We start from the raw sequence: 25909 nt of genomic DNA, 5'->3' as shown, positions 1-25909 counted from the left end.
GCTGTGGGGTGGGGGGCGGCTCGGCTTCGTCGGGCAGGGCGGCTGCTTCCGTCACGGGGATTGTCGGCGGGGTCGAGTCGGCCGGCGATCGGTTAACGACCACGACCTCGGCATCGAACAGATAGCCGCGCCCCGACACTGACTTGACGATCTGGCGGTCCTTGTCGCCCAGCGCAGTCCGGATTTCCCGGATGCACTGAAACAGGCTGTCGTCACCGACATGCACGTTCGGCCAGACCGCCGTCATCAACTCCTGCTTGCTGAGCAGGCGATTGGCGTTGGTCGCGAACAGCTGCAGCAGGGCGAACGTCTTCGGGCGCAGGCGAATGACTTCGCCGTTCGCCGGGCGAAGTTCGACCCGTTCGATGTCCAGCTCGAAGCCGGCGAACTGAAGCACAAATCCTCCAAAACCGTCTGTTTGTGCCCCTTTTGGGCGGTAATATCAGAATCTTTTCAGAAAGTCATCGCAACTGGTTCAGGACTTCCCACCCCGTTTCCTGCAACTATCACCCTGTTAACAAAAGGTTAACCGCCATTTTGTCCCGGTGCTGTGCACAACCGGGCGGGGGAGAGCGCGAAGTTGCAGACTCCGAACGGAGCCAAAGAGCGGTTGCAGAGACCTGCGGGCCGCGGTGCGTCGCATCGCGTCATCGTCGCTGCGCCCGCGTCACCGCGGATTTTCATCGACGCAATTTCGTTGCGTGTCACCGCGGCGGCGATGACGCTGGTCATGGTGCTCGCGCCGACCCTGAGCTTCGCCCAGAACGTGCCGCCCGGCGCGGTCAACATCGTCCCGGACGGTCGCACTGCGACTTCGGTCGCCACCAATGGGGCCGTCGGCACAGTCACAACGAACACGATATCCGGCACCAACGCTTTCAATTCGTTCTCGAAATTCCAGATCGGGCAGGGAGCGACGGGAAATCTGGTGCTGCCGAACGGCACCAGCAACCTGATCAACCTGATCAACAGCAGTGACCCGGCCGTCATCAACGGCGTGATGAACTCCTACAAGGACGGCAAGATCGGTGGCAACGTCTACTTCGCCGCACCGGGCGGCTTCGTCGTGGGTTCGTCGGGCACCGTCAATGTCGGCTCGCTCAACGTCACGACGCCGACGCGCGAATTCGTCGACGGCGTAGTCAGCAAGTCCGGACAGATCAATCAGGGCGCGGTCGACAACCTGCTCGCCGGAACGGTGCCGATCTCGCCCGAAGGCAATATCCGCATTCGCGGCCGCGTCAACGCGCTGGATGCGGTGCGGCTCTCCGGCCAGAACGTCTCCGTTGGCCCGCGCGAAGCGAGCCGCGAGCAGGCTGCGCGGTTCGCGTCCTCGGTCAACAGCAAGGGGCTACAGACCGGCGGCAAGATCGTGGTTCGCAACGGCTCGATCCAAATCGTTGCGGCGAACGACGCGCACATCAACGGCAAGCTCCACGCGCGCGGCGGATCGATCTCGGCGCGCGCTGGCCACAACGTCACGATCGGAAATCGTGCCGACATATCAGTGGCTTCGCGCAATGGGCCGGGCGGCTCGATCGCCGTCAATGCCGGCAACGACATCAAGGTCGCCGGCTACGGTGTGCTGTCTGCCAAAAGCAAGAAAGGCGACGCCGGCACCATCCGGGTTATCGCCAACCATGATCTCATCGTCGAGCCCGGGGCGACGTTCGATACGACATCGGCGCAGGGCAACGGCGGGCTTGTCGAACTCAGCGCTTTCGGCCGGCTCAACATCCCGAGCGGCGTCAAGGTCAGGCTGACGGCGCCGAACGGCAAAGCCGGCACGCTGCTGATTGATCCGCCGACCATGACGATCACCGATAGCCCGATCGGCATCGGCAGTGGCGGCAACTATACAACGACCGACGTCGCGAATTGGGTTAACGCGGTCGACGCCGGAGGGACGCTGATTCTATGCGCCGGCACCGGCGGAGGCCTCTGCAACGGCACCTTTACGCTGGCCAGCGGCACCACGCTCGATGCCCGTCGCACCGCCAGCTCCGGCGGCGTCGTCAATGTCAGCATCGCGGCGAATGAGATCGACATCTACGGCACGATCGACACGCGCTCCTATTCGGGCGCGCTGGTCGCCGGCCTGCTGTCATCGGCCAATCGCGCTTCGACCGGCAACTCGCAGTCCGTCACTCTGACCGCGCCGACCATCAATATCGGCAGCACCGGCAAGATTTACGCCGACGTCAACAATGTCGGCACCAGCTACACCGCCGGCAACATCACCATGACGGCGACGGGTAGCGATACCCAGACGGTGGGCGAGGCCAATGCCAGCGCTTCGATAACAATAGGCGGCACCATGACGGCCGCCAACATCTCCGCAACAGCGACGGCGACCGCGACGTCGTCGTATTCGGATCCGCTGCAGTCGATGGCGCAACTTGTCGCCGGTGTTGCGTTCGGTGCCGTCTCCGGCCTTGCCGGCGGTTACATCAAGGCGACGGCGACCGCCAAGGTGACGGTGCAGAGCACGGCGCATCTGACCGCGACCAACGCCATTACTTTGTCGTCGGTCGGTTCTGAAAACGCCACCGATCCGGCGATCGGCGCGGCGATTGCCGGTCTGCAGAGCACGGCGGGAGCGGCCGTGGTGGTCGGCATCGTCAACGCCGACATCGCCACCCAGGTCGCGTCCGGCGCGACGATTTCCAGCGGGAACTTCGCGGCGACGGCCACCAACGCCGCCACGCTCAATGTGCTGGCCCAGGTCGTGACGTTCGGCGCCAGCATCGACGGCGCGCTCGCTTATACGACCGGCACCGTCAACACCAAGGCGACTGTCGACCCCGGCGTGGTATTCAACAAGGTCGGTGATGTCACCGTCGCGGCGCAGAACAACAACAATTTCTCGACGTCTGCGAGCAGCATCGCGGCCGGCACCGGCGTCGCCGCCGTTGCGGTCGCGATCAGCGATGTGACCACCAATGCGGTCGCCAATCTCGGCGCCAACCTGCCGCAGTCCGCGAATGCGGGGCTCGTCACGGTTTATTCCGGTTCGAACACGTCGAGCAATGCGGTGTTCGCCTCGACCACGATCGGCAGCAACGCGTTCACTGGCGGGTTTGCCAGTGTGCTCTCGAGCCCGACCTCGATCGGTAACGTGGTGTCCTCGGGCGGTGCGTTCGACTCGACCGGTGCCGGGCAGGCGGCTGCTCGTCAGGGCACCCTCACGAATGTGCGCGGCGGAATTACGCTGGCATTGAACCTGACATCGGCGAGTTCGTCGGCGTCGATTACGAATATCGTCCCCGATGCCAACGGCGACATGATCACCGCCGGCAACGCGCCGACGATCAATTCGGGCAACGTCGCCGTGATCAGCAGCCTCACCGATGCCGGCATTCGCGGCAGCGCGAGCTCCGCGGTGAACTCGCCGGATCCGACGTCGAGCAGCTCCGGCAGCGCGTCGGGCGTCTCGATGGCGGTCAATGTCGACCAGCTGACGCATAACTCCACGGCTTATATCGGGTCCGGCGTGACGATCACCGCGCCGCAGGTCGGCGTTCACGCCGACACCACGATCCCGATCACCATCACCTGGCTCGATTTCGACTCGTTCTCGGCGGTGACGTCGCACATCACCGGCAGCTTCGGCGTGTCCGGAACGGTGCTCACCAGCTACGCCAACGCGACCTTCGACAACTCGGCGGTCGCGCCGTCGCCGACATCGCTGTCCGGCGCGGTGAACTACTTCGAAATCACCAATAATACGACGGCGTGGATCGCCAGCGGCGCCCATATCAACCAGACCGGTGCCGGCTCCTGCGCGCAGAGCGCCGGGTCGTGCTGGTCCACCAACCTCAGCAACACCGGCCTGAGCGGCGCGCCGGCCTCGATCGGCTGGGGCGACAACGTCGCCGTGTCGGCGACGACCACGACCGAGTCGATCAACGTCGGCGGCAATTTCTCCTGGCTGAAGTTCTTCGGCACCACCAGCGGACCGACCGGCACGGCGATTGGCGGCTCGGCTAACGTCAACATCTTCAACACCAACACGGTCGCCTGCATCGGTGCCGGCGCGGTGGTCGGTGCGCTCGGCACCGTCAACGTGACGGCGACGACCAGCGACCTGATCTATGCGGTGGCGCCGACGTCGGGCTCCGGCTCGGGGCTCGGCCTCAACGGCATCGCCTCGGTGCTGCAGATCGACAACCACACCTCTGCCTCGGTCAGCAATCTGGCGCAGATCACGGCGCAGCGGCTCGAGGTCGACGCACAGCAGAACATTTCGTCGTTCGATGTCGGCGGCGGCGTCGGCTCGTCGTCGGCGACCGGCGTTGGGCTGGTCGTCGCGCTGGCGCAAATGTCGACCGATACCAATGCGTTCATCGGAGATAACTCGACCGTCCTGGCGTTCACCGGCGCATCGGGCATCGCCGGCAGCAGCTCGGCGACCAGCGGCTATGTCGACGCACAGAACGTCGCGGTGTCTGCGCTCACCGTCGGTCGCCTCACCACGGTGGCGGTGGCGGCGCAGTCGGCCAATAATCTGCCCAGCCCCACGGATCCGCCGGCTTTCATCTCGACCAAGCCAAATGATGCCACCCTGCTTCAAACAGTGGCGGCGTTCTTCGTCGATGGCGGCATCGCGATCCTGCTGAAGCTGACCAACACCTATAACAACCTGACAAGCGACGTGTCCGGTCCGGTCAACGGCGGCAACGTCGTCGCCGGCGCCGGTAGTGCCGCGGTGGCGCTGACGTCGCTCGGCACCCACGCCTCGATCAGCGGCGCGACGCTGAAGAACGGCACCGGCAACGTCAACGGCGTCTCGGTTCAGGCGCTCAACAACACGATCGTCGATACGGCGAGCGGCTCGGCCGCGTTGTCGAAGGGGGCCCCGGGGACGAACTACGCCGTCGGCCTGGCCGGCGCGGTGGCAGTGACGATGAGCAGCGACATGACGACGGCGAATATCGCGCAGTCGACGGTCTCGGCGCACGATACCACGGTGCAGGCGCTGGCGGGCGGCGAGAACACCTCGATCGGACTTGCCATCGCTGTGACCGGCGGCTCCGCCAACAGCAGCCTGCAGTTCGCCGCTTCGGTCTCGGCCGCGATGATCAGCAACGGCGTGCAGGCCGGCGTCGACGGCTCGACTGTCGGTCAGACGACCGGCAGCGGCGTCGGCGACGTCTCGATCATCGCTGATCAGAAGACCAATATCGGCATCGGCGCGGGCTCGTTGTACGGCGGCTTGACGGTCGGCCCGAACAGCCAGAGCACCGGCGTCGGCGTGGCGATGACCTACGCGTCGATCGGCGATCCGTCGAGCGGCGCGGCCGTCTCGGCCGTGCTGTCGAACTCCACGCTCCGCAATGTCGACGATCTCACCGTGCAGGCGCTGATGACCAGCTGCATCGCGTCCGGCGCGGCGACGGTCGGCGGCGGTGGCAACGCCAACGGCTTCGCCGGCGTGGTGATCGTCAACGACATCAATCCGACGATCCTGGCCGAGATCACCGGCGGAACCGTCAATGTCAGCGGCAATGTTTTGGTCAACGCATCGGGCGCGTCCATCCCCTCGCTCGACGCGCTGATCGCCGGCGCCGGGCTCGCTGCGAATGGCGGGCTGGCGCCGGCGGGAGATTCCGGCCTCGACTTCAGCGGCGCCGCGGTGTCGCCGTCGAACGCGACCGGCGCGGCGATCCTTGCGGTCGCGGGGCTGGTGCAGCTCGGCAAGAGCAATGTCGGCGTGTCGATCGTCGTCAATCGGATCGGCACCAGCCATCTGGCGCTGATCGACAGCACGTCGGTGACGTCGAGCGGCGGCGCTGTCGTCGTGTCGGCTGTCGACGACGCCGAGATCATCGGCATCGCGATCGGCGTCGGCGCGGCCACCGGCTCGGTCGCCGGCAACGGCTCGGTCGCTTACAACGCGATCAACAACGCGGTCGTGGCGCAGATCGGCCACGGCGTCACCAGCAGTGATCCGAGCGGTGTCTATACCGCGACCGTCGACGCCGCCGCGGTGGCGGTGACCGCGCAGGATAGCGCGACAATTCGCGGTGCGGCCGGCGCGATCTCGGTCAATTTCGGCGGCGCCAATGCGGTCGGCCTGTCGGCGTCCATCGACCAGATCGCTACCTACGTTTCGGCCTCGATCCTCGGCGCGATCGTGACGGCCGACAACGCTATGATCGACACCGCATTGGTCGGCGGCAACCTGCAAGCCGGCTCGGTGATCGTCGGCGCCGCCTCGACCGCTGACATCATCAGTGTGGCGATCGGTGCCGCGATGTCGGTCGGCAACAGCTCGCCTCAAGCGTCGCCGCAGGCGAATCTGGCGAGCCTGGTGCAGCGGATGGCGCCAACGCGGCCGACCTCGCTGGTCGGCTACGGCGGCGGTGGCATTACGCCGCCGACGCAGCCGCAGCCGCCGTCCACGCCGCAGCCGCCGTCGAACGGCCTGGCTGGCGCCGGCTCGCTGGCGATGAGCACGGAATCGACCACTGTGATCTCGACCATCGACCAGGGCGGCCATAATCGCGGCTCGACCGTCTCGGCCAACAACAACGTCGTGGTATCGGCCGCGAACACCGACACCATCGCCGCCTATGCGGGTGCGGTTGCGATCTCGATCAACTCTGGCAAGGGCATCGGCGCGTCCGTCGTGGTCAATACGATCAACGGCATGACGAGCGCCGGCATCGCCAATTCGACGGTCGATGCGCATGCCGCCGGCAGCGCAGCGACGATCGACAACGGCATGCTCGCGACCGACATCGATCCGAGCGCAGTCGTCAATCCTGGTGGCGCGCCGTCGCTGGCGGACGGCACGACCATCGTCCAAGGCGTGGCCGTGGTGGCGAATTCGCAGCAGACCGCCAAGACGATCTCCTTGGTCGCTGCTGCATCGACCGCCGGCCTCGCGATCTCGGCCAATGCCGTCACCAACATCATGGGCGGCTTCACGCAGGCGTCGATCCAGTCGTCCAGCATCAACACCAATCTGACCGCGGGCCAGGTCTCGGCCGTCTCTGTGCTCGCCTCGAGCGCATCGTTCAGCAACAATCTCGATCTCGGAATTTCCGGCTCCGGCTCGGGAGCAAGTGGCACCGCGGCGCTCGTCATCAACATGATGGACCGCGTCACTTATGCCAACATCAACACCACCAATATCGGCTCCAGCGCGGTCGCAGCGGGCGCAGTCAGCGTGTTCGCCAACGCCTTCCAGGGCACGGCGACCGAAGTGGTTGGCGCGGCCGGCTCAGGCAGCAGCGGGGCCCTGGCGGGATCGGCGCTGACCAACAAATTCCAGGCGACGACGAGCGCGACGTTCGATCACGGCACCACCTACGCCAGCAGCCTGTCGGTGATCGCCAACGGCAAGAATGGGTTCTTCGGTGCGCTCGGCGCCGGCGCGTTCGGCTCCACCGCCGGCATTGGCGCCACCGTGCTGGTCGCGCTGTTCGACAACACGGTAACGGCACGGGTCGGCGACCGCGACGCCTCGACGGCCGCGACGACGATCAACCTGACCGGCGCGCTGAGCGTGCTCGCTTCGAACACGACCGACATGAACAGCTACGCGATCGTCGGCGCGTTGGGCGGCACGGCGGGCATTGCGGCGCAATTCTCGGGCATCTTCGTCGACAACAACGTCTCGGCCGAACTCGACAACGCGACTGTTACGATCACGTCAGCGGCCGCGCAGCCTCCTGTCACCACAGTCGTGGCCACGGAAACCGACTCGATCGCACCGGTTGTCGGAGGCCTGTCGGGTGGCGGAACCGTCGGCGTCGGCGCCGCGGTCAATCTGGTGATGCTGAACAGCAGCACGGCTGCGCAGATCGCCGGCTCAACGGTGAACACGCCCGGTGCTGTCGTCGTCAACGCGCTCAGCACGCGCGACGTCAACCCCGTCACAGTGGTCGCGAGTCTCAGCGGGCAGGTCGGTCTTGCCGGCACCGTCGGCATTGTCCGGATCGGCTCCGGCGCCACCACCGACGACATGAGCGTGCTCAATTCGGGCGCCAATGCCAACGATCCGAACAGCGGCACGCTCGGCAATGCCGGCGCCGCCACCGGCACTAATCTGATCGGCATGGTCAGCGGCGGCGTCGATGGCATCTCGGCTCAGATCCTGTCCAGCAACGTGACGGCCAGCTCGATCGGCGTCGGCGCAACGGCGCGAACCTCGGTTCAGAACGCGGTCGGCGCGCTCGCGATCGGCGTCGGCGTCACCGGCGAGGGCGCTGCGGTCGCCATCACCGAGGTCGATCAGCAGGTCACCGCGAAGACCAGCGGTGGCACACTGACCGCCCCGATGATCATGATCCAGGCCACTGCCGGCAATCATGGCAGCTACGCGGCCAGCTCCATCGGAGCCGCCGGCGCCGGCGGATTCTACGTCGGCATGGGCGCTGCGGTCGGCAAGGCGCAGATCAACAACACCGTCCTGGCCGAGCTCGGCTCGACGACCAACGGCGGCTCCACGGGACTTGCTTCCGGCTCAGTGTCGGTCGCGGCGTCGGACAATTCCACCGCGAATGCATCGGGCTATGGCCTCGGCGTCGGCCTCGGCGCAGTCGGCCTGTCGCTCGCCACGGCGACACGGACGAGTTCGGTGACGGCGGATATCGCCGCCGCAACGACGGTCTCCAATTTCGAAGGCGTCACCGTCATCGCCAGCACTGGCGGCGGGCTGAGTTCGAATACGGTCGCCGGCGCCGCTGGCATTCTCAGCGGCGCCGGCGCCTCGGCGACCTCGACCGATGGCGTCACCGTTCTCGCCAAGGTCGGCGCCGGTTCGACGATCACAGCCGGCGATGCCGGCCTCCTGGTCAGCGCCTCGGCGGCCCCGGTGGTGTCGAGTTCGTCGATCGGCGTCGCGGCCGGCAATGTCGGCATCGGCGCCTCGGTGGCGATGTCCAACGTCGATATTCAGGTCAACGCCTTCGTCGACGACAACTCGACGATCTCGGGCGGTCCGCTGTCGATCACTGCCTCGGCGCTGGTGCCGACGTCCGAACATTCGGCGAGCGCCTCCGCGGTCGGTAGCGGCGGCGGCATGATGCTGGGTCTGCAGGCGACTTACGTGCAGGCGTCCAACACGTCACGCGTCAACGCGTATGGCGGAAAGAACCTGCATCTGCCGACCGCGGACGTCACCATCGCGGCAGAAAACGACACCAATCAGTACGCCTCCGGCACAGGTGTCGCGGCCGGCTACATCGGCGCCGGCGCCACGGTCGCGGAGACGTCATCCTTCACGCGTACCAACGCCTATCTCGACACGGGTGCCGTGACGAACAGCACCGGCGCGCTGTCGATCAGCGCAACCGGCACCGACAGCAACACGTCCAACTCGATCGCCGGCTCGGGTGGCTTCGTCGCCGGCGCGGCGGCGGTCGCCACCACCAGCGCCGACAACATCACCACTGCGGAGCTGCGCGGCGGCAGTTCGACCAACACGCTGTATCTCGCTGGTCTCGGCATCAACGCGCAGCACACCGCCACTTACGCGGCCAATGGCGACGCCTACCAGGCGGCGGCGGTCGGCGCGAGCGGCGGGCAGGGCACCAATACGGTGACCTCGACGGTCAACGCCAATGTCGGCCCGAACCTGATCGTGCATTCCGCCGGCGGCAACATGAACGTGATCGCTTCCGACTCGGTCAATCAGACAAGCGGCGGCGCCCGGGCCGGCTCCGGCGGCGTCCTCGCCGGCACGGCGACGCTTAGCAAGACGACGGTGACGCAGACCGTCAATGCGCTGATCGGCAACAACACCATTCTCAGCCTGGACGACAATCCAGCCATGTCGATCGCGCTGATCAACATCGAGGCGTACAACTTCCTCAACACCACCGACACTGTGACGATGGACGTCGGCGGCCTGTTCGCCGGTGGCGGCGCGTCCTCGACGATGGACGCCACGACCCACAACACCGTCACCATCTCGGACGGCGTGCGGTTGTTCAGCGCCGGTGGCATCGCCATCGGCACGGCGGCGAACATGACCGCCAACAACAATGCCAACGCCAATTTCTACGGCCTGGTGTCGGGCGGATCGGCTTCGGCCAACGCGATACAGACCGCCTATCAGACGGTGAACGTCGGCGCCGCCAACATCCAGGCGTGGGGCCTGATCAACATCTACGCGGGCCAGAGCGGCGACGGCAGCTACACCACCAAGATCAAATCGAACGGAACGACGGTGGTCTATAACTACACCGTCTCGTCGATCGTCTCGGCCTCGGTCGCGCACTGGGGCGGCGCGACCGCCAACAGCTACTCGAGCCTTAATCTCGCCACCGGCTCCGCCGTGCTCGGCGCCAACAATGTGTTCCTCGGAGCAGATCCGGGCGCGACGATCACCAACGGTTCCGGCTCGCTGTACAGCCCGTTCCTGTCGATCTTCTCCTCGGTCGATCGCGACAACAGGAGCGTGACGCCGATCACGTCCGGCGACGTGATGATGGACGGCCTGGTCGCGGCCGGCATCCACAACCAGCAGATCATCACCATCAGCTACGGCGGCCAGGTGACCTATTCGTCCGGCGGCTCGCCTTGCGATGCTGCGGCGCTGATGTGCGCGCTCAGCCTCGTGCAGGTGTCGGATCCGACCCAGTTCAATCCGATCGTCAGCTACAACAACCAGACCATCCAATATGCGTTGGTGCCAGGCTTCAATCCGAAGCAGGACGTCCTCAATCAGATTGCCAGCCTGAGCCGGCTGACGGTGTCGCAGGTCCAGAGCGCGGTCGCGACGGGCCAGAGCATCGCGGCCGTGAACGATGATGCTGCCGGCACCAAGCAGCGGCAGATCCAGACCTATCTGCAGCAGCTGCCGTACATGTCCGATCAGACCGGCGCAGCTTACGCTTTCGGCAACATTCTGGGCTCGGCCGGCAACGTCTCGATCCTGGCGACGACGCTCCACGGCGATATCGTCAATGGCGTAACGCCGACCGTGATGGCGCGGGATTCGGCCAAGATCAGCATCGACAATCAGGGGCTTAATTTCCTGTTCACGTCGCAGCTGACGCTGAGCAGCATCACCGGCGGCAACGTCAATTTCCTGCTGGCCAACGAGAGCAACATCGTTCGCGACGCCACCCACGGCATCACCATCCTGCGTGATCAGAGCGCGCAGACGCCGACGATTTCGCTCACCGCGAGCTGGAGCGCGACCAACGATGCCCGTCAGCCGGTCGATCAGAACGGCAACGTGCTGACGACGACTCCCGACATCTATCTGGGCGGCACCGTCACCAATGTCAGTGGCCTGCTCAACATCGTCGACCAACTCGGGAACGTGCTGATCACACGTGACGTCCGCGCCGGCACGGTGGTGATGACGGTTCCGAACGGCTTGATCGGCGGCAATCTCGGCGCCAACAGCGTCTACAACACCAACTACGACGTGGCTTCGCAGTGGACCGGTGTGGAATATCGGCCGACGGATTTGCTGACGGCCGTGTATGCCGCTGCGACCTATCTGGGGATGCACGGCACCGGTGACGGCACGTTGGCGATCGGCGGCAACGGGGGCATGTTCCCGTACTATTATTACACCAACCAGCAAGGCTATTCCGGCACGCAAGCGACGGTTACCTCGACCTGCGCAAACGGCGCGTGTGATGCCAGCACGGTGTTCACCGCGCGCATGCTGGCCGCCTACTACGACGGCGCGCACAACAGCAGCCCGTCGTTGTACTCGTGGATCTTCCTGCCGGTGGGCGAGGGCGTGACGCCGAGCTCCGGCGGCACCGCGGCGTCGTGGGTCCGTAACCAGTACCTGAACCAGGCCTATTCGGGAGACAGCGGGCCGATCAATTACGCCGGCGGCGGCAACTTCTTCCAGGTCGTCCAGATACAGAACCAGGTCGTCAACGGTGTACAAGCGCAATCAACGGCGAGCGCGGGTGGATCTCTCGTCACGGCCGGCAAGGCTCTGATCCTATCGGCGTCCGCCATCAACGTCAACGGAACCCTGGAAGTCGGCCAGAGCAGTAACTACTCGGTCAATATCGGATCGTCGGCGCAGACTCAGATCGCATGGATCAATGCGGATCCGGCGCGTCTGGCTGCCGCGCAAGCATCGGCCGCGGCCGGCAAGTATTACGACCTCACCAATTACATCACCACCGTCAACGCCAACGACGTCAAGGTCACAGCATCCTACGACGCGCTGACGAACCAGATCCTCCTGAATCCGGTAGTGCAGGGCACCGGCGGCTACGTCTATCTCAACGGAACGATCGTCAGTACGTCGACCTCCGGGTCGAGCCAAGGCAACATCATCGTGCACGGCGGCGCCGGTACGGTGACGGTCAACAACACCACCGGGACCACATTGGTCACCAACACGATCAACACAGGCGTCAGCGCTGCCAGCGTGGTGCAGATCGTCGATCACGCGCTGAATCAGACGAAGTGGTACGTCTACAATGCGGGCGCACCAGCCAATCAGCAGGTCACGACTTATGTGGCGAGCGGCATCAGCGCCGGCAGCTACGCCGGCCTGCAGGGTGTCACGTCGGCGAACTCCGGTCTGACTTACCAGCCGGGCAATCTGCTGTATCAGTGGACCGACTCGGCCTCTCTGTCGCGGACCGCAACCAACGACATGTCGGTGTTCGGCTGGCACTTCGATCAGACGGGATCGGTGTACCAGACGATCGACAATTACTGGTCGCGGTCGGCGCCGCAGATCGTCTCCGGCACTCAGAGCGCCAATTTCCAAGAAAGCGTGTGGGCGACCGGGTCGTACACCGGCTATCAGGTCTCCACCGGCTCCGATAAATGCTGTGGCACCGACTTCCACGGCACTTGGTACCAGGAGCGGTTCGATCATCTGCAGCTGGTGCTGACCAACAGCGTCAAGGCCAATTACGCGATCGGCATCAGCTTCACCGGCGGCGGCACCAGCAATATCGCCGTGACGTCGAACGCCAGCGTGATCGTCAACGCCTCGATCAACAACCTGCAGGGCAACACCGCGATCACCACGACGGGCGCCAATTCGGCGATCGTCGCCGGCGCTGCGCCGTTCGTCTCCGGCGTGTCGGTGGCGCTGAACGGCCAGGGCGGCGTAGGCACCGTGGCTGCGCCGATCCCGATCGCGACCTATGGCGGCACCTTCTCGGCGAGCTCGATCGACCGCGACATCGCGGTGAATGCGGCCGGTGCGTTGAACATCACCCAGGTCCGGGTCAATCCGGGTGTCAGCGGCAACGCCCCGCGCGGCGACGTCTACATTACCGCAGCCGGCGATATCACCGCGGCTTCGGCCTACAACGTCAGTAATCCGGTCATTTCCGGGCGTTCGATCACCATCAACACGACCGGTGGCGCCATCGGTGCCCGCACCACGACCGACAGCACCGGACTGGTCCTCACGAACATCAATCCGATCGTCATCCAGGCGACCGGCACGGCGCTGTCGAACGGCAACTATGATGGCGGCCTGTTGAACAGCACGTCTGAGAATGGCACCTACCTCGTGCAATCGTCCGGCGACCTGCGCATCGGCCAGGTGACGTCGCACGGCGCGGTGTTCCTCGCCGCCATGGGCTCCGATGGCCGCTCGGCCAGCATCCTCAATGGCGTCGCGACCGGCGGCCTGACCGCCGACCAGAGCGCTTATCTCGCGAGCGTTTGGGCGAACCTCAACCTGCTCGGCACCGGCACGGCGGGCGCGGTGACGTCGTATCAGGCGATGATCAACGCCGCCTATAACGACTACTGGCAGCTGCGCAACATGGCGTTCGCCGCCGACGGCACCTACAGCATCACCCCGCTCGGCGCGCAGACGATCGCCGCCCAACTCGCGGCCAAGCTCGGTGTCGATCCGAGCCATATCTCCACGGCTCAAATCGAGGCCGAAGCGATGACGCGCTTCGCCAAGGACCAGTATCTGCTCGGCATCACCGCCGCGAATGTGGCGGCGCAGCTCGGCATCTCGGTCGACCAGGTGACGCAGGCGCAGGTGGCGGCGGCGCTGCCGGTGTCGCTGGACCTTTTGTTCGGCACTTCGGCGGGCCAGACTTCACAGTTCCAATGGGCGGTGCAGACGGCTGACTTGACGGCGGCTTTGGGGCCGGGCGGTTTCAGCGCAACGTTCTCCTACACGCTGCCGACCACCTCGACTTTGTACGCCAGCCTGACCTCCGGCTCGCGCTGGACGCTCGATCAGCTGACCTACACGGTCAGCCCCGGCGCTAATCCGGAGAATGGCGTGTCGGCCCCGGCGATCGGCGACCTGCCGCTCAACGTCAGCGGGCGTCAGGTGATGCTGTACAGCCCGAACGGCAATATCGGCAGCCTGGCGACCCCGGTGACGTTCAGCTTCCGCAGCGACAATGCCTCGAACCTGACCGATGCGCAGAAGGCGCTGCTCGCCTCCGCCGGTCCCGGCCAGCTGTCGGTGACGACCGCGCCGGTCGCGGGGGCTGGCGGCGTGAGCGAGTACACGGTGACGATCCAGCAGCAGAGCCTGCTGATGGTCAACGCGGTCGGCCCGGTGTCGGCCAAGGCGCTGGCGCAGGTCTATCTCGGCAGCGCCGGCGACATGTCGCTCGGCGGCATTCCGACGTCGTCTTATGGTCCGATGACCGCGGCCTATTCGGCCGGCGTCCAGACCACCCAGCCTGGTCAGGTCCGGCTGCAGGCCCATGGCAGCATCCTTGGCGGCACGCCGGGGCAGGTCGCGATCTCCGGCAACATCGCCAGCCTGACGCTGATCGCCGACACCGGCAGCATCGGCCAGGCTCTCACCTCCACCACCGACGGCAGGCTGTTGCTGGCGCTGACCGGATCGACCACCGGCGTCGTCGATCAGGTCCAGGCGCGGCAGGGCGTGTATCTGCGCCAAACCACCGGCGACCTGATCCTCGGCAATGTCAACGCCGCCGACGTCCAGTTCTCGGCCAGCGGCAGCATCTACGCCGAGGCCGGCTTCACCGATCGCAATGCCGTGCACATCGTCGCCAGCTCGCTCGATCTGCAGGCTGGCGGTTCGATCAGCTTCAACGGCGCGTCGTTCCAGCCGCTGCAGCTCAACGTTTCCGGGCCCATCACCGGCTCGGCCGTCGGCGCCATCAGCCTGCTCAGCCTGCGCGCCACCGGCGCCATGATCATCGGCACCGCGACCGGCGGCTCGCTGACTGCCGGCGGCGCCTTGACGCTGAACTCGGTCAGCAATGGCATCACCATCAACGGCAATGTTCTTGGCGGCGGCGCGGTGCAGATCATCGCCAGCGGCGCGATCCTGTTCGGCAATGGCGTCATCACCGCGCCGGTGACGCTGCAGAGCACAGGCGCCGGCGTCACGTTGATTTCCTCGACGCTGTCGATGGGCAACTACACCGACATCGCCGCCGCGGGCGCAATCTCGGTGACGACCACCGGGGCCGCGACGATCGGCCGCCTGACGTCGGCTCTGGCGACAGGGGATGCGATCACCATCGTGGCCGGCGGCTCCTCAACCACGGGCGGCATCTTCGCCAATGGCGACGGCCGCGTCAATCTGGTGGCGACGGGCAGCAGCGCCGACGTGTCGCTGACCGCCAGCGGTGCGATCGGCACTAGTGCGGCATGGTTGCAACTTTCGGCACCGCTCGCGCGCCTGTCGGGCGGCGCTGACGTCTATCTGATCTCGCTCTCCGCCCTGCATATCACCAGCGCCGCCGCTGCCGGCTCGTTCATGCTGTACGGGCAGGGCGCCTTGACGCTGGATCCGATCACGGTCGGTACGCAGCTTTCGATCGCCAGCAGTAGCACGCTGACTCTCGACACGGTGTCGAGCGGCGGTTCGCAGAATCTCTATGCCGCGGGCGGCATTTCGTTTACGTCGCTGACCGCAACCGGTATCTCGGACGCAAACGGCGACGCCGGCGACATTGTCGTGACGTCGGACAATGGTTCCATCAGCGGCAGAAGCGTGGAAGCTGACGGCTCGGTCACCTTGACTGCCGGCGCGACGCTGACAGGCACCACGTTGACTGCAACGAACGGGCTGGCGAGCCTCACCGCGGCTGGCCTGCTCAATTGGACCTCGCTCACCGCCGCCACGACGCTCGGCGCACGCTCCACCGCCGGCGCGCTCCAGCTCGGTAGTACGTCGAGCGGTGGCACTCAGATGCTGCGCGCCGCGAACGATGTGACGTTTAGTAGGCTGACCACCAACGGCATCTCTGGCGGTGACCTTGGCGATATCAACGTCACGTCGGATAGCGGCGCCATCACCGGCGGCACCGTTTCGGCCAAGGGATCGGCGACACTGGTTGCCGCAACGACGATGACCGGCACCGCGCTGGCAGCAACGCATGGCCTCGCCAGCCTCACCGCCGCTGGCGTGATCGATTGGACGTCGCTCACCGCTGCCACGACGCTCAGCGCACGCTCCACCGCCGGCGCGCTCCAGCTCGGTAGTGCGTCGAGCGGTGGAACTCAGACGCTGCGCGCCGCGAACGATGTGACCTTTAGTCAGCTGACCACCAACGGCATCTCTGGCGGCGACGTCGGCGATATCAACGTCACGTCGGATAGCGGCGCCGTCAACGGTGGCAATGTCTCGGCCAGTGGATCGGCGACCTTGATTGCTGCGATGACTCTGACTGGTTCTGCGCTCGCCGCGACACACGGCTCTGCCAGCCTCACCGCCGGTGGTCTGATCAGTTGGACCTCGCTCACGGCCGGCACCACGCTCGGCGCGCGCTCGACGGCTGGCGCAATCCAGCTCGGCAGCACCTCGAGCGGCGGCACGCAAATGCTGCGCGCGGCCCATGATGTGACCTTCGCGCAGCTCACGACCACCGGCATCACTGGCGGTGACGTGGGCGACATCAATGTCACTTCGGATAACGGAGCAGTCGCCGGCGGCAGCGTGTCCGCGATCGGCTCGGCGACGTTGATGGCAGCGACGACGCTGACCGGTACCACGCTCGCCGCGACGCATGGCCTCGCCAGCCTGACGGCCGGTGGCTTGATTGACTGGACTTCGCTCATCGCCGGCACCACGCTCGGTGCGCGCTCGACCGCCGGCGCACTGCAACTCGGTACGACGTCGAGCGGCGGCACGCAGACCTTGCGTGCGGCCAACGACGTGACGTTCATTCGGCTCGCGACCATCGGCGTCCCGGCCGGCGACGCCGGCGATATCAACGTGACGTCGGACCAACGCGCCATCACCGGCGCATCCGCTGGTAGCAGCGTTGCGGCCAACGGCTCGGCGACGTTGACCGCCGCGACCACGCTGACCGGCACGACGCTTGCCGCAACCACGGGGGCGGCAAGCCTCACGGCGGGCGGTCTGATCGACTGGACATCGCTCACTGCCGGGACGACGCTCGGTGTGAATTCGACCGGAGCGACCATCCAGCTCGGCAGCGCGTCGAGTGGCGGCACGCAGACGCTGCGTGCCGCGCAAGCGATCAGCTTCGCTCAGCTGACGACCATCGGCATCACCGGCGACGTTGGCAACATCAACGTCAGGTCGGACAACGCGTCGATCACCGGGACCGGCGTCTCGGCCAACGGTTCGGCAAATCTTGCCGCCGCGACCACCCTGACCGGCACCACGCTCACCGCGGCGAGCGGATCGGCCAGCTTGACTGCCAGCGGCCTGATCGATTGGACGTCGTTGACGGCAGGCGCGGCATTAGCCGTGAACTCGACCGGCGCAGCCGTCGAGCTTGGCACCGCGTCGAGCGGCGGCACGCAGACGTTACATGCCTCGCAGGGTATCAACTTCACCCAGCTCACCACCACCGGCACGAATACTGATGCCGGTGATATCAACGTGACCTCCGACAACGCCTCGATCGGTGGCGGTAGCGTGTCGGCCAACGGCGCGGCCACCTTGACGGCCGGCAACGGCGACAACACCGGGGACATGCTGACGACCGCTCATGGCGACGCGGTGCTGTTCGCCGGCGGTCTGCTGCGGTGGAATAACATCCAGTCGGGCGGACGCCTCGGCGCAGTAGCATCCAGCGGCCCGATCCTGCTCGGCACCGCAGTGAGCGCGGGTAGTCAGGTTCTGCTGGCCTCCGGTGATATCACCTTTGACCGGCTGCAGGCCGATGGCACTGCAACCGATCCGGGCGCGGTCACGATCCACTCGCTGGGTGGCCATGTGTTCGGCAAGCAGCTCATCGCCCATGGTGGGGTCGGCATTGCCTCGGCGACCGATATCGACTTCGACCTGCTGCAGGGCGATGTCGTGGCGCTCGCGACGCCGCGGAATATCGCGGTGCGGTCGCTGAAGGTTGGCAGCTCGCTGCAACTGGCGGCCGATACGATGGACGTCGCGGCGTCGCAGCTCGTGTCTCCGACACCGCTGCAGATGATGGTGACGGGTTTCGGCGATAATGCCGCGACCGCGGCCAACCTCTCCATCGACACGCGGGCGGTGACGATCAGCCGCTACCGCGTCGTCGACTCGACGATTGCGACGACGGCCCAGCAATTCGTTCTCGAACAGGGTAGTGTCGACGGGCATATGCTACTCGCCGCGCCCGTCGGACTAATCCTGCTTGACAACCGCAGCCTGGCACCGGTCAATAACGTCAACGTTCAACTCTATCAGCGTAGTCATCAGTTCACCTTGAGCCAGCTTGGTCGCACCACAATCAGCGATGCGCAGGTCGTCTGGTACGATCCGTCGGTGGCGTCGATCATTATCAACTACGCTGGCAGCGGCGGCGACGTCACCGGCACCTCGTTTATCCGCAACGCGGTGCAGGACATGCGCCAGGGTGGGGCATTCGATGCCGGCAATGAGGCGAAGGGAGGCCTTTCGACACTGTATCTGCTCGGGCCGCAAGGGCTATTCCGGTCGCCGTCGGCGATGCCGGTCGAGGCGCCGGTCGGCGGCCCGGCGGTGAACCTGGGAGGCAGGCCGAGCGAGAAGCGCCGGCCGGTTCGAGATCGGCGCGCCAGTAAGCCGAGACCGGGGAATGCGCACGTCGCATTCGCGGTGCGATAGACGACGATGTCGCCATATCGAACCATTCAGCGGCGCGAACGAGCAGGGCCGCTTGTTGCTTTAGCCGCCGCACTGTGGAGCTGTGCCGCATCGGCGCAGTCCGCATTGCCGCAGGTCGATCCCGGTCAGATCGAGCGCGACGTCGAGCGTCAGCGCCAGCGCATCGAGCAGCAGGAGCAGGCTCCGAAGCAACTTGGCCCCGCTGTGACCGGACCGGCGCGCCCGCCTGCAATCGTAATCCCCGGCGGCGGCCCGCGTTTTTTGCTGAAGAGCGTGGAGTTCGACAACTCCGCATTCCTGTCCAAGGAAGAGCTCGCCGCGATCGCCGCCAAGTATATTGGCCAGCAGGTTGATATTGCCGGGCTGCAGACCATGGTGGCCGAGGTCAACAAGCTTTATGTGGACCGTGGCATCGTCACCGCGATCGCGACGCTGCCGCCGCAGACCGCGACTGCCGGCGCCATCAAGGTGGCGCTCACCGAGGGCAAGCTGCAAAAGACCGTCATCGAAGGCAATAAGCAGACCTCGACGCGCTACATCGAGTGGATCATTCACCCGCCGCCTGGCGAGGTGCTCGACGTGCCGAAGCTGAGCAATGTTGTCACTTGGTTCAACCGCACCAACGACGTTCAGATCAAGGCGCTGCTGCAGCCGGGCGCCGATTTCGGCCTCACCGATCTGCAGCTCGCGGCGATCGAGCCGGCGCGCAACACGCTGCAGCTTTTCGCCGATAACCAGGGCGTTCAGACCACCGGCCGCGGTCAGCTCGGTGTGTACTACAAGTTGCACGGTCTCGCCGGCATCGATGACCGCTTCACGTTCTACGGCATCAAGTCGGAGGGCAACCTCAGCGGCAACGTCGCTTACAACATGCCGTTCAATCCCTGGGGCGGCCGGGTCGGCGTCAGCTACACCGACGGCAAGATCAAGGTGATCCGCGGCCCGTTCGAGTCGTTCAATGTTACCGGAAAGTCAGACCAGGCGGCCGTGAACGTCTCGCAGCCGTTCATCGCCAATCAGAATTGGCTCGTGCAGGCGATCGGCGCTTACGCTTACGGCAATTCGCAGACCGAATTCACCGGCGTGGCGATCACCAATGGCCGCTATCAGAAGGCTACCGGCGGCATGTCGATCAGCGCGATCGGCGACAATTACTCGTTCACCTTCGCCCCGGCCTACAACAACGTGGTCTGGACCGACAAGATCTTCGGCGGCGTGCGCAATTTCGACACGACGACCGGCACACTGAACGGGACCGTGAAATTTCCGCTCGATTTCTACGCTGTGGGGCTCGGCAGCTATCAGTACACCTACGCCAAGCTGGTCCCGGGCGATCAGCTGTTCTCGATCGGCGGTCCAACCACGGTACGGGGCTTCCCGACCAATGTGGTCGCCGGCGACAGCGGCTATTACTACAACGCCGAGCTGCACCGGAACATGTCCGACGTGATCAAGGGGCTGGATCTCTTCGTCTTCATCGACGGTGGCTCGGTGTATTCGACCGCGCCGCACCGAACCATCCTGAATTCGTCCGGGGCCGGATTGTCCTACACGCCGGTCGAGTCGCTGACGCTGGAGGCGAGCTTCGGCGTGCCTTGGCGTCCTGTCGTGCCCAATCAATCGCATGGCGAATTCTACGGACGCGTCAGCTTCCGGCCGCTGGCCCTGCTGAACGTCAAATGATCGCGCGCTCGCGCGCAACCACCGAAAGGAAACGACCAAATGATTTTGAAGCTTTCGCGCCTTTCCCTGCTGGTCGCCGCATCGGCGCTGGTCGTGGGCATTCAGAGCGAGGCCCGCAGTCAGACAGCGGCCCCGGCGGCCAGGCGCGAGCGCCCGGCGCCAGTGGCGCAGGCGGCTCCCGCGGCGACGCCGTCCGCTCCGACCCGTGTCGATGCCGGCAGCGAAGCGGATGTCGACGGTTTCCGCTCGGCCAAGTTCGGCATGAACGAGGCCGAGGTGAAAGCCGCGATTACCAGGGACTTCGGCGTCAAGCCGGATGCGATCAAGGAGCAGGCCAATCCGGGCGAGCGCACCAAAGTACTGATCGTGAAGGTGCCGGAAGTGCTCCCCGGCGGCGGCACCGCTGAAGTGTCCTACGTGATCGGCTATCAGACCAAGAAGCTGATCCAGGTGTCGCTGTCGTGGTCCAAGGCGACCGACGACAAGATGACGCCGGAGCAACTGTTCTCCAACTCGAGCGTGCTGCGCTCGCATTTCGTCGGCGAGGGCTTCAAGCCCGACACCATCGCCACCAACATGCCGATCGCCGGTGGCCTGTTGATGTTCCGCGGCAGCGACGCCAAGGACCGCACCGTCATGATGATCTTGCAAGGTGCGATGACCCAGGGCACCGACAATCAGCGCATCCTGACGCCGAGCAACCTGTTGCTGTTCTACATCGCCGACGCCAAGGCGCCGGACGTTTATCGTCTGCCGGCCGGCTCGTTCTGAGCCCGTTCGCTATTCGAGGAGCGCGCGGCTCGCGCGCTCCGAAACGATAGACAAAAAATGGAATGCGCCCAGTTGTCGGCATAATGACCGATTAGTATCAACGTCGTCATGTTCGGTTTGCCGGTGATGGGGATGCTTTGGGTGCCCCGAGGTTAAGGAGCCGTGCTGTCGGAGCGACTTCGCCAGAGAACGTGCCAGCGGTGTCGTCTGTCCTTCCCGTCCGATCAGTACCGGGGACAAGGAAAACGTCCAGCGAAGCCGTTTCCGCTTTGTCGCAGGATAGAAGTGCTCGAACATCCGGTTGGATGGCCCGTCGGTGGGGGCTGGCGTCATGGGCGCAGCCCTACGTCTGAAGCTTCTTCTTATTCCAAGAGCGATGTCTCGACGGAGGTTGGCTGGTGTAGCCGAACATCCCGCCACCGGTGTCGTTCGAGGCCGTCTTCAATCCCGCGCAGTCATGGATAAGCATTTTGGTTCGGAGATCTGCGAAGACGTGCGGTGGAGTGAAGCATGAACTCCTCCGGCGCTGACCAGGGGGAGGGCGCTCTTGCACTGCCAGAGGAGATTGAAGGTCGTGGACGTTCGTTCCGCCGCGGATGATGGTAGACGGCGTCGAGCGCCGTTAACGGCCCGCCTTAATTTCGATGGCGGTCGCGACCTACGAGTCCGGTCGAAACCCTGACCGGAGCGGCCGCCGCTTCCCGAAGTCCCCAAGGAGTGGAAGGCGACCAGGTCGGGATAACCGGCGCTCCGTTGCTCATCCCAATTCGCAGCTCGGCGAATCCGTGACGGTAGCGGGGTGTGGTCGCTGGATGTCACGACGTCGCTACCGGGGCAGGTCGGCTCCAATTCCGAAACGGCTACTCGGCTCTGGCAAAGTCCGAGCCGGAGGAGCCCTCTGCAACAGAAAAGTTGTTGCAGCATTGTTGCAGGTTGAAGCCAACTTTCGCCGTATGGTTGTAGAACGGGGGCGCCCGTCAACAGAGTTTGTAAAATACAATCAACAGTTTATGGCGGAAGGGGTGGGATTCGAACCCACGGTACCCTTACGGGCACGCCGGTTTTCAAGACCGGTGCCTTAAACCACTCGGCCACCCTTCCGGATCCGGCGTCGGTCGGTGCGCCGGAAGGCTAGGGCGCCGTCCGGCGGCCGTGGCAGGGTCCGCGTCGTCTGTTTAGGGTGGATTGCCGGATCAGGTCAACGTGTCGAAAGCGGCGAGCGTGCAACTCGAACCCGAGCGGCGAGCGCGGTGAGGCATGCGCAGGCACGGCGGCTGCGTGAGTGCCGCAGTTGATCGAGTCGGATTTGAGGACACGCGGCCGGCCCAAATCCCTTGGACGAGCTCGTTTGCGGTGCCAACGAGCGCGTCACTCTCGCCGACTCGCTCTGGCTCCGCACGCTGATCCATCCAAATAGTGCGGTTGTCGAGCGAAGCTGTGCCGATCCTGAGCGGTGCCATGCGGAGCGGCGCATTAGGTTGTCAAGATTCGTTGTCGAAGCCAGCCACAAGTTCCCGCGACCCGAATCCTCGCGAAGTGAGTCCGTTGGAATGCGCCAGCCCGAGTTTGACGTTCATTTGAACGCCGACCCGACCAGCTATCCCCTCAACCGTGCCCCTGTCGTCCACACCCGCGATCCCGAAGCGATGCGGGAGGCGATGCTGACGGTCTACGGGGCCGATAATTTCGAGGCCGATGCGGACGGATTCGAGGGGTTCGGCAGTTACGTCTCGTTCGACGGCGTCGGCCTGGGGTTTTGCGCATATGCCGCCCCGGCTGTGGCCGAGTTCGGGGAAACCGATTTTGCCCGGGTGCAGATCGCGCTCGGCGGCAGCAGCCGGACCTCTGCCGGCGCCGCCAGTGTCGATCTCGATCCGCAGAATTGGTGCGTGTCGTCGGCCGGCACCCCGTCGCGTCTCGAATTCGGTGCCGACTATCGGCAGATGATCCTGCGCATCACCGCCGCGACCCTGACCACGGCTCTGGCAGCGTTGCTCGGCGTTCAGCCCCGCAGCAAGCTGACCTTCGACGCCGGGCTACGCAGCGACGACCGCGGGGCGTTGGCGTTGCGCGATCTAGCTCTGCACGTCGCCCGCCACGTCGATCCGGCCGCGCCGGCGCTGCCGCCGGCAATGCTGCGCGAGATGCAGCAGGCCCTGACGATATCGTTCCTCAGCGTCGCGCGGCACAATTACAGCAGCCAGCTCGATCGCGACGCGCCGGACACCGCTCCTGATTACGTTCGCGTCGCCGAGGAGTTCATCGAAGCATCGTGGAACAAGGCGATCACCATCGTCGATCTGGCGGCCGTCACCAATGTCGGCGTCCGCAGCCTGTTCAAGGCGTTCCAGAAGCACCGTGGCTACTCGCCGATGGCGTTCGCCAAGGCGGTGCGGCTCGACAAAGCCCGCGAGATGCTGCAGTCGGGCGCGCCGTCGCGCTCGGTCACATCGGTGGCGTTCGCCTGCGGCTTCGTCAATCTCGGCCATTTCGCCAACGATTATCGCCGCCGCCACGGCGAGCTGCCCTCCGAAACGATGGCCCGCCGGCGCTGAACGCCGCCGGCGACGCTCAGCCGAGTTGCGCATAGGCAGGGGGCACGGTCCCGGTTAACGATGGGCGCCGCCAGGACCATCGATCGGGGCGCGCCGCGGGCGGGCGCGACAGCGGCAGAGCCGGCCAAGGTGAGCGAAGACGGCAGCATCGGGCATTCCAGCAACCTCGTCGGCGTGCCGATGCGGTTTCTCACCGGCGTCGGCTTCAACGACGCTCCGGTACCGCTCCACATCGCCGGCGTGCGCGAGATGAACCCCAGCCTGTTCGAGATGCTGGGTGAGGCGCGGGATCTCGCCGAAGCCGGCGAGGCGTTCGCCTGCTATATGACCGCGCTGTTCGGGATCGACGCCGAGCAGCGCGTCCGTGGCCGCGACGGCCGCCGCCGCTTCCGCTCGTCCTATCTCGATCTGATCAAGGGCTGGGGCTTCGACAGCAACGGGGCCGAAGGCGCTGTGCTGAAAGGGTGGGTCGAGAGCCGGTTCGGACTGTTTCCAACCTTTCACAAAGAGCCGATCCGTCGCATCGCCAGTGCGGTGTGGACGGCTTACGTCGAAGAGAAGATGTCGAGCCGTTTCCACAACAATGCGATCCTCGTTCAGCTCGATCTGCTCTACGAATTCTGCCAGTGGGCACAGACGCATTTTGCCGCTACCGGCAGCACCCATGTCACGCTGTATCGCGGCGTCAACGGCTTCGACGAGCACCAGATCGTCGAGCGGATCGACAAGCGCCACTGCATCATCCGCCTCAACAACCTGACCTCGTTCACCTCCGATCGCGGTGTGGCCGATTGTTTCGGCGACACCATCCTCACGGTGCGGGTTCCGGTGGCAAAAATCCTGTTCTTCAACCGGCTCCTCGCAGCGCATCCATTAAAGGGCGAGGGCGAGTACCTGGTGATCGGTGGCGACTATCGCGTCACCGCGAGCTACTTCTGAAAGGATGCCCGATGACCTCGCCGAACTTGCAGGACCGCGCGCTGGCCGCCTATCTGGGCTTCGCGATCGGCGATGCGCTCGGCGCCACCGTCGAGTTCATGACCAAGTCCGAGATCGCGGCGCGCTACGGCGTGCACAAGGACATCATCGGCGGTGGCTGGTTGCGGCTCAAGCCGGGGCAGGTGACCGACGACACCGACATGGCGTTGGCGCTCGGCCGCTCGCTGATCCGCCGCGGCGGCCTCGAACTGCCCGACCTTTGCGAGGAGTTCGCCGCCTGGCTCAAGACCGGGCCGGTCGACGTCGGTAGCACCTGCCGTCGCGGCATTCGCCGCTACATTACCACCGGCGCGATGCAGGGGACGTATTTCGAAGGCGATGCCGGCAACGGCGCGGCGATGCGAATGCTGCCGCTGGCTCTGGCCACCTACGGACGGCCGGAACAGGCCGAGGCGTGGACGATCGCGCAGGCGCACATCACCCACCATCATCCGCTGTCGGATGCCGCCGCACTGGCACTGGTGAGGATGCTGCAGGCGCTGTTGGCCGGCGAGGGAAAAAGCGGGGCCCGCGCGATTGCCGACCGACTGGTGCAGACACACCGCAACTTCGGCTTTACGCCATACCGCGGCCCCGCCACCGCCTATGTGGTCGACACCCTGCAGACGGTCCTTCACTATTATTTCTCGACGGACGGCTTCGCCGATTGCGTGATCGCCACGGTCAATCAGGGCGACGATGCCGACACTACCGGGGCGCTCGCCGGGATGCTCGCCGGCGCGACCTATGGTCTCGCAGCTATCCCGAAGCGCTGGCTCGACCGGCTCGACCGCGACGTCGCCGGCGCGATCCGTGGTCAGGTGCCGAAGCTGCTCGATCTGGCTGGGCAGCGGAGTGCGTAACGCGGATCAGTGCCGTTCGACGTCCGGCACCGCCACGAAGTGGTCGATGAAGTCGTCACAGCCCAGTACAGATTGCTCTGCGTGTCGATGTCGTCGACAGA

7 protein-coding genes and 1 tRNA gene are annotated in these 25909 nt (G+C 65.4%); 6 read left to right on the top strand and 2 right to left on the bottom strand.

The window, feature by feature from the left end:
* A partial coding sequence (locus DY468_RS14380; protein WP_349644283.1) for a winged helix-turn-helix domain-containing protein occupies positions 1-397 on the bottom strand: 397 nt, incomplete at its 3' end.
* A 213-nt stretch (positions 398-610) separates the two neighbouring features.
* On the opposite strand from DY468_RS14380, the gene DY468_RS14375 reads away from it, so the two are divergent.
* The 3 genes from DY468_RS14375 to DY468_RS14365 all read left to right on the top strand — a co-directional run bounded on the left by DY468_RS14375 (position 611) and on the right by DY468_RS14365 (position 21412).
* Positions 611-18958, top strand: coding sequence for a leukotoxin LktA family filamentous adhesin (locus DY468_RS14375; RefSeq protein WP_164605488.1), 18348 nt, complete (start codon positions 611-613; stop codon positions 18956-18958).
* Positions 18959-19063: 105 nt separating this feature from the next.
* The gene (locus DY468_RS14370) at positions 19064-20641 is read left to right on the top strand and encodes a ShlB/FhaC/HecB family hemolysin secretion/activation protein (RefSeq protein ID WP_246700981.1); all 1578 of its coding nucleotides are present in this window, start codon (positions 19064-19066) and stop codon (positions 20639-20641) included.
* 39 nt (positions 20642-20680) lie between these two features.
* Complete coding sequence (locus tag DY468_RS14365; protein ID WP_164605486.1) at positions 20681-21412, top strand: hypothetical protein; 732 nt, start codon at positions 20681-20683, stop codon at positions 21410-21412.
* A 1011-nt stretch (positions 21413-22423) separates the two neighbouring features.
* Here DY468_RS14365 and DY468_RS14360 read toward each other — a convergent pair.
* Positions 22424-22513, bottom strand: a tRNA-Ser gene (locus tag DY468_RS14360).
* A gap of 449 nt (positions 22514-22962) precedes the next feature.
* Between DY468_RS14360 and DY468_RS14355 the strand changes: the two genes are divergently transcribed.
* The 3 genes from DY468_RS14355 to draG are packed head-to-tail and all read left to right on the top strand — an operon-like array spanning position 22963 to position 25808.
* On the top strand, positions 22963-23967 hold the full coding sequence (locus DY468_RS14355; RefSeq protein ID WP_164605485.1) for an AraC family transcriptional regulator: 1005 nt from the start codon (positions 22963-22965) through the stop codon (positions 23965-23967).
* Between the two features lie 60 nt (positions 23968-24027).
* On the top strand, positions 24028-24906 hold the full coding sequence (locus DY468_RS14350; RefSeq protein ID WP_164605484.1) for an NAD(+)--dinitrogen-reductase ADP-D-ribosyltransferase: 879 nt from the start codon (positions 24028-24030) through the stop codon (positions 24904-24906).
* Positions 24907-24917: 11 nt separating this feature from the next.
* Complete coding sequence (draG, locus tag DY468_RS14345; protein ID WP_164605483.1) at positions 24918-25808, top strand: ADP-ribosyl-[dinitrogen reductase] hydrolase; 891 nt, start codon at positions 24918-24920, stop codon at positions 25806-25808.
* Positions 25809-25909: the final 101 nt, after the last annotated feature.

It is taken from the genome of Rhodopseudomonas sp. BR0M22 (assembly GCF_010907035.1).
GTDB lineage: Bacteria > Pseudomonadota > Alphaproteobacteria > Rhizobiales > Xanthobacteraceae > Rhodopseudomonas.
The sequence above is the reverse complement of the archived record's forward strand: the minus strand, read 5'-3'. Positions and strand labels throughout refer to the sequence as shown.

Bases quoted from the DNA above. Each gene is read 5' to 3' on its own strand.
- DY468_RS14365 (WP_164605486.1), top strand. From the start codon at position 20,681: ATGATTTTGAAGCTTTCGCGCCTTTCCCTGCTGGTCGCCGCATCGGCG.
- DY468_RS14355 (WP_164605485.1), top strand. From the start codon at position 22,963: ATGCGCCAGCCCGAGTTTGACGTTCATTTGAACGCCGACCCGACCAGC.
- DY468_RS14350 (WP_164605484.1), top strand. From the start codon at position 24,028: ATGGGCGCCGCCAGGACCATCGATCGGGGCGCGCCGCGGGCGGGCGCG.
- draG (WP_164605483.1), top strand. From the start codon at position 24,918: ATGACCTCGCCGAACTTGCAGGACCGCGCGCTGGCCGCCTATCTGGGC.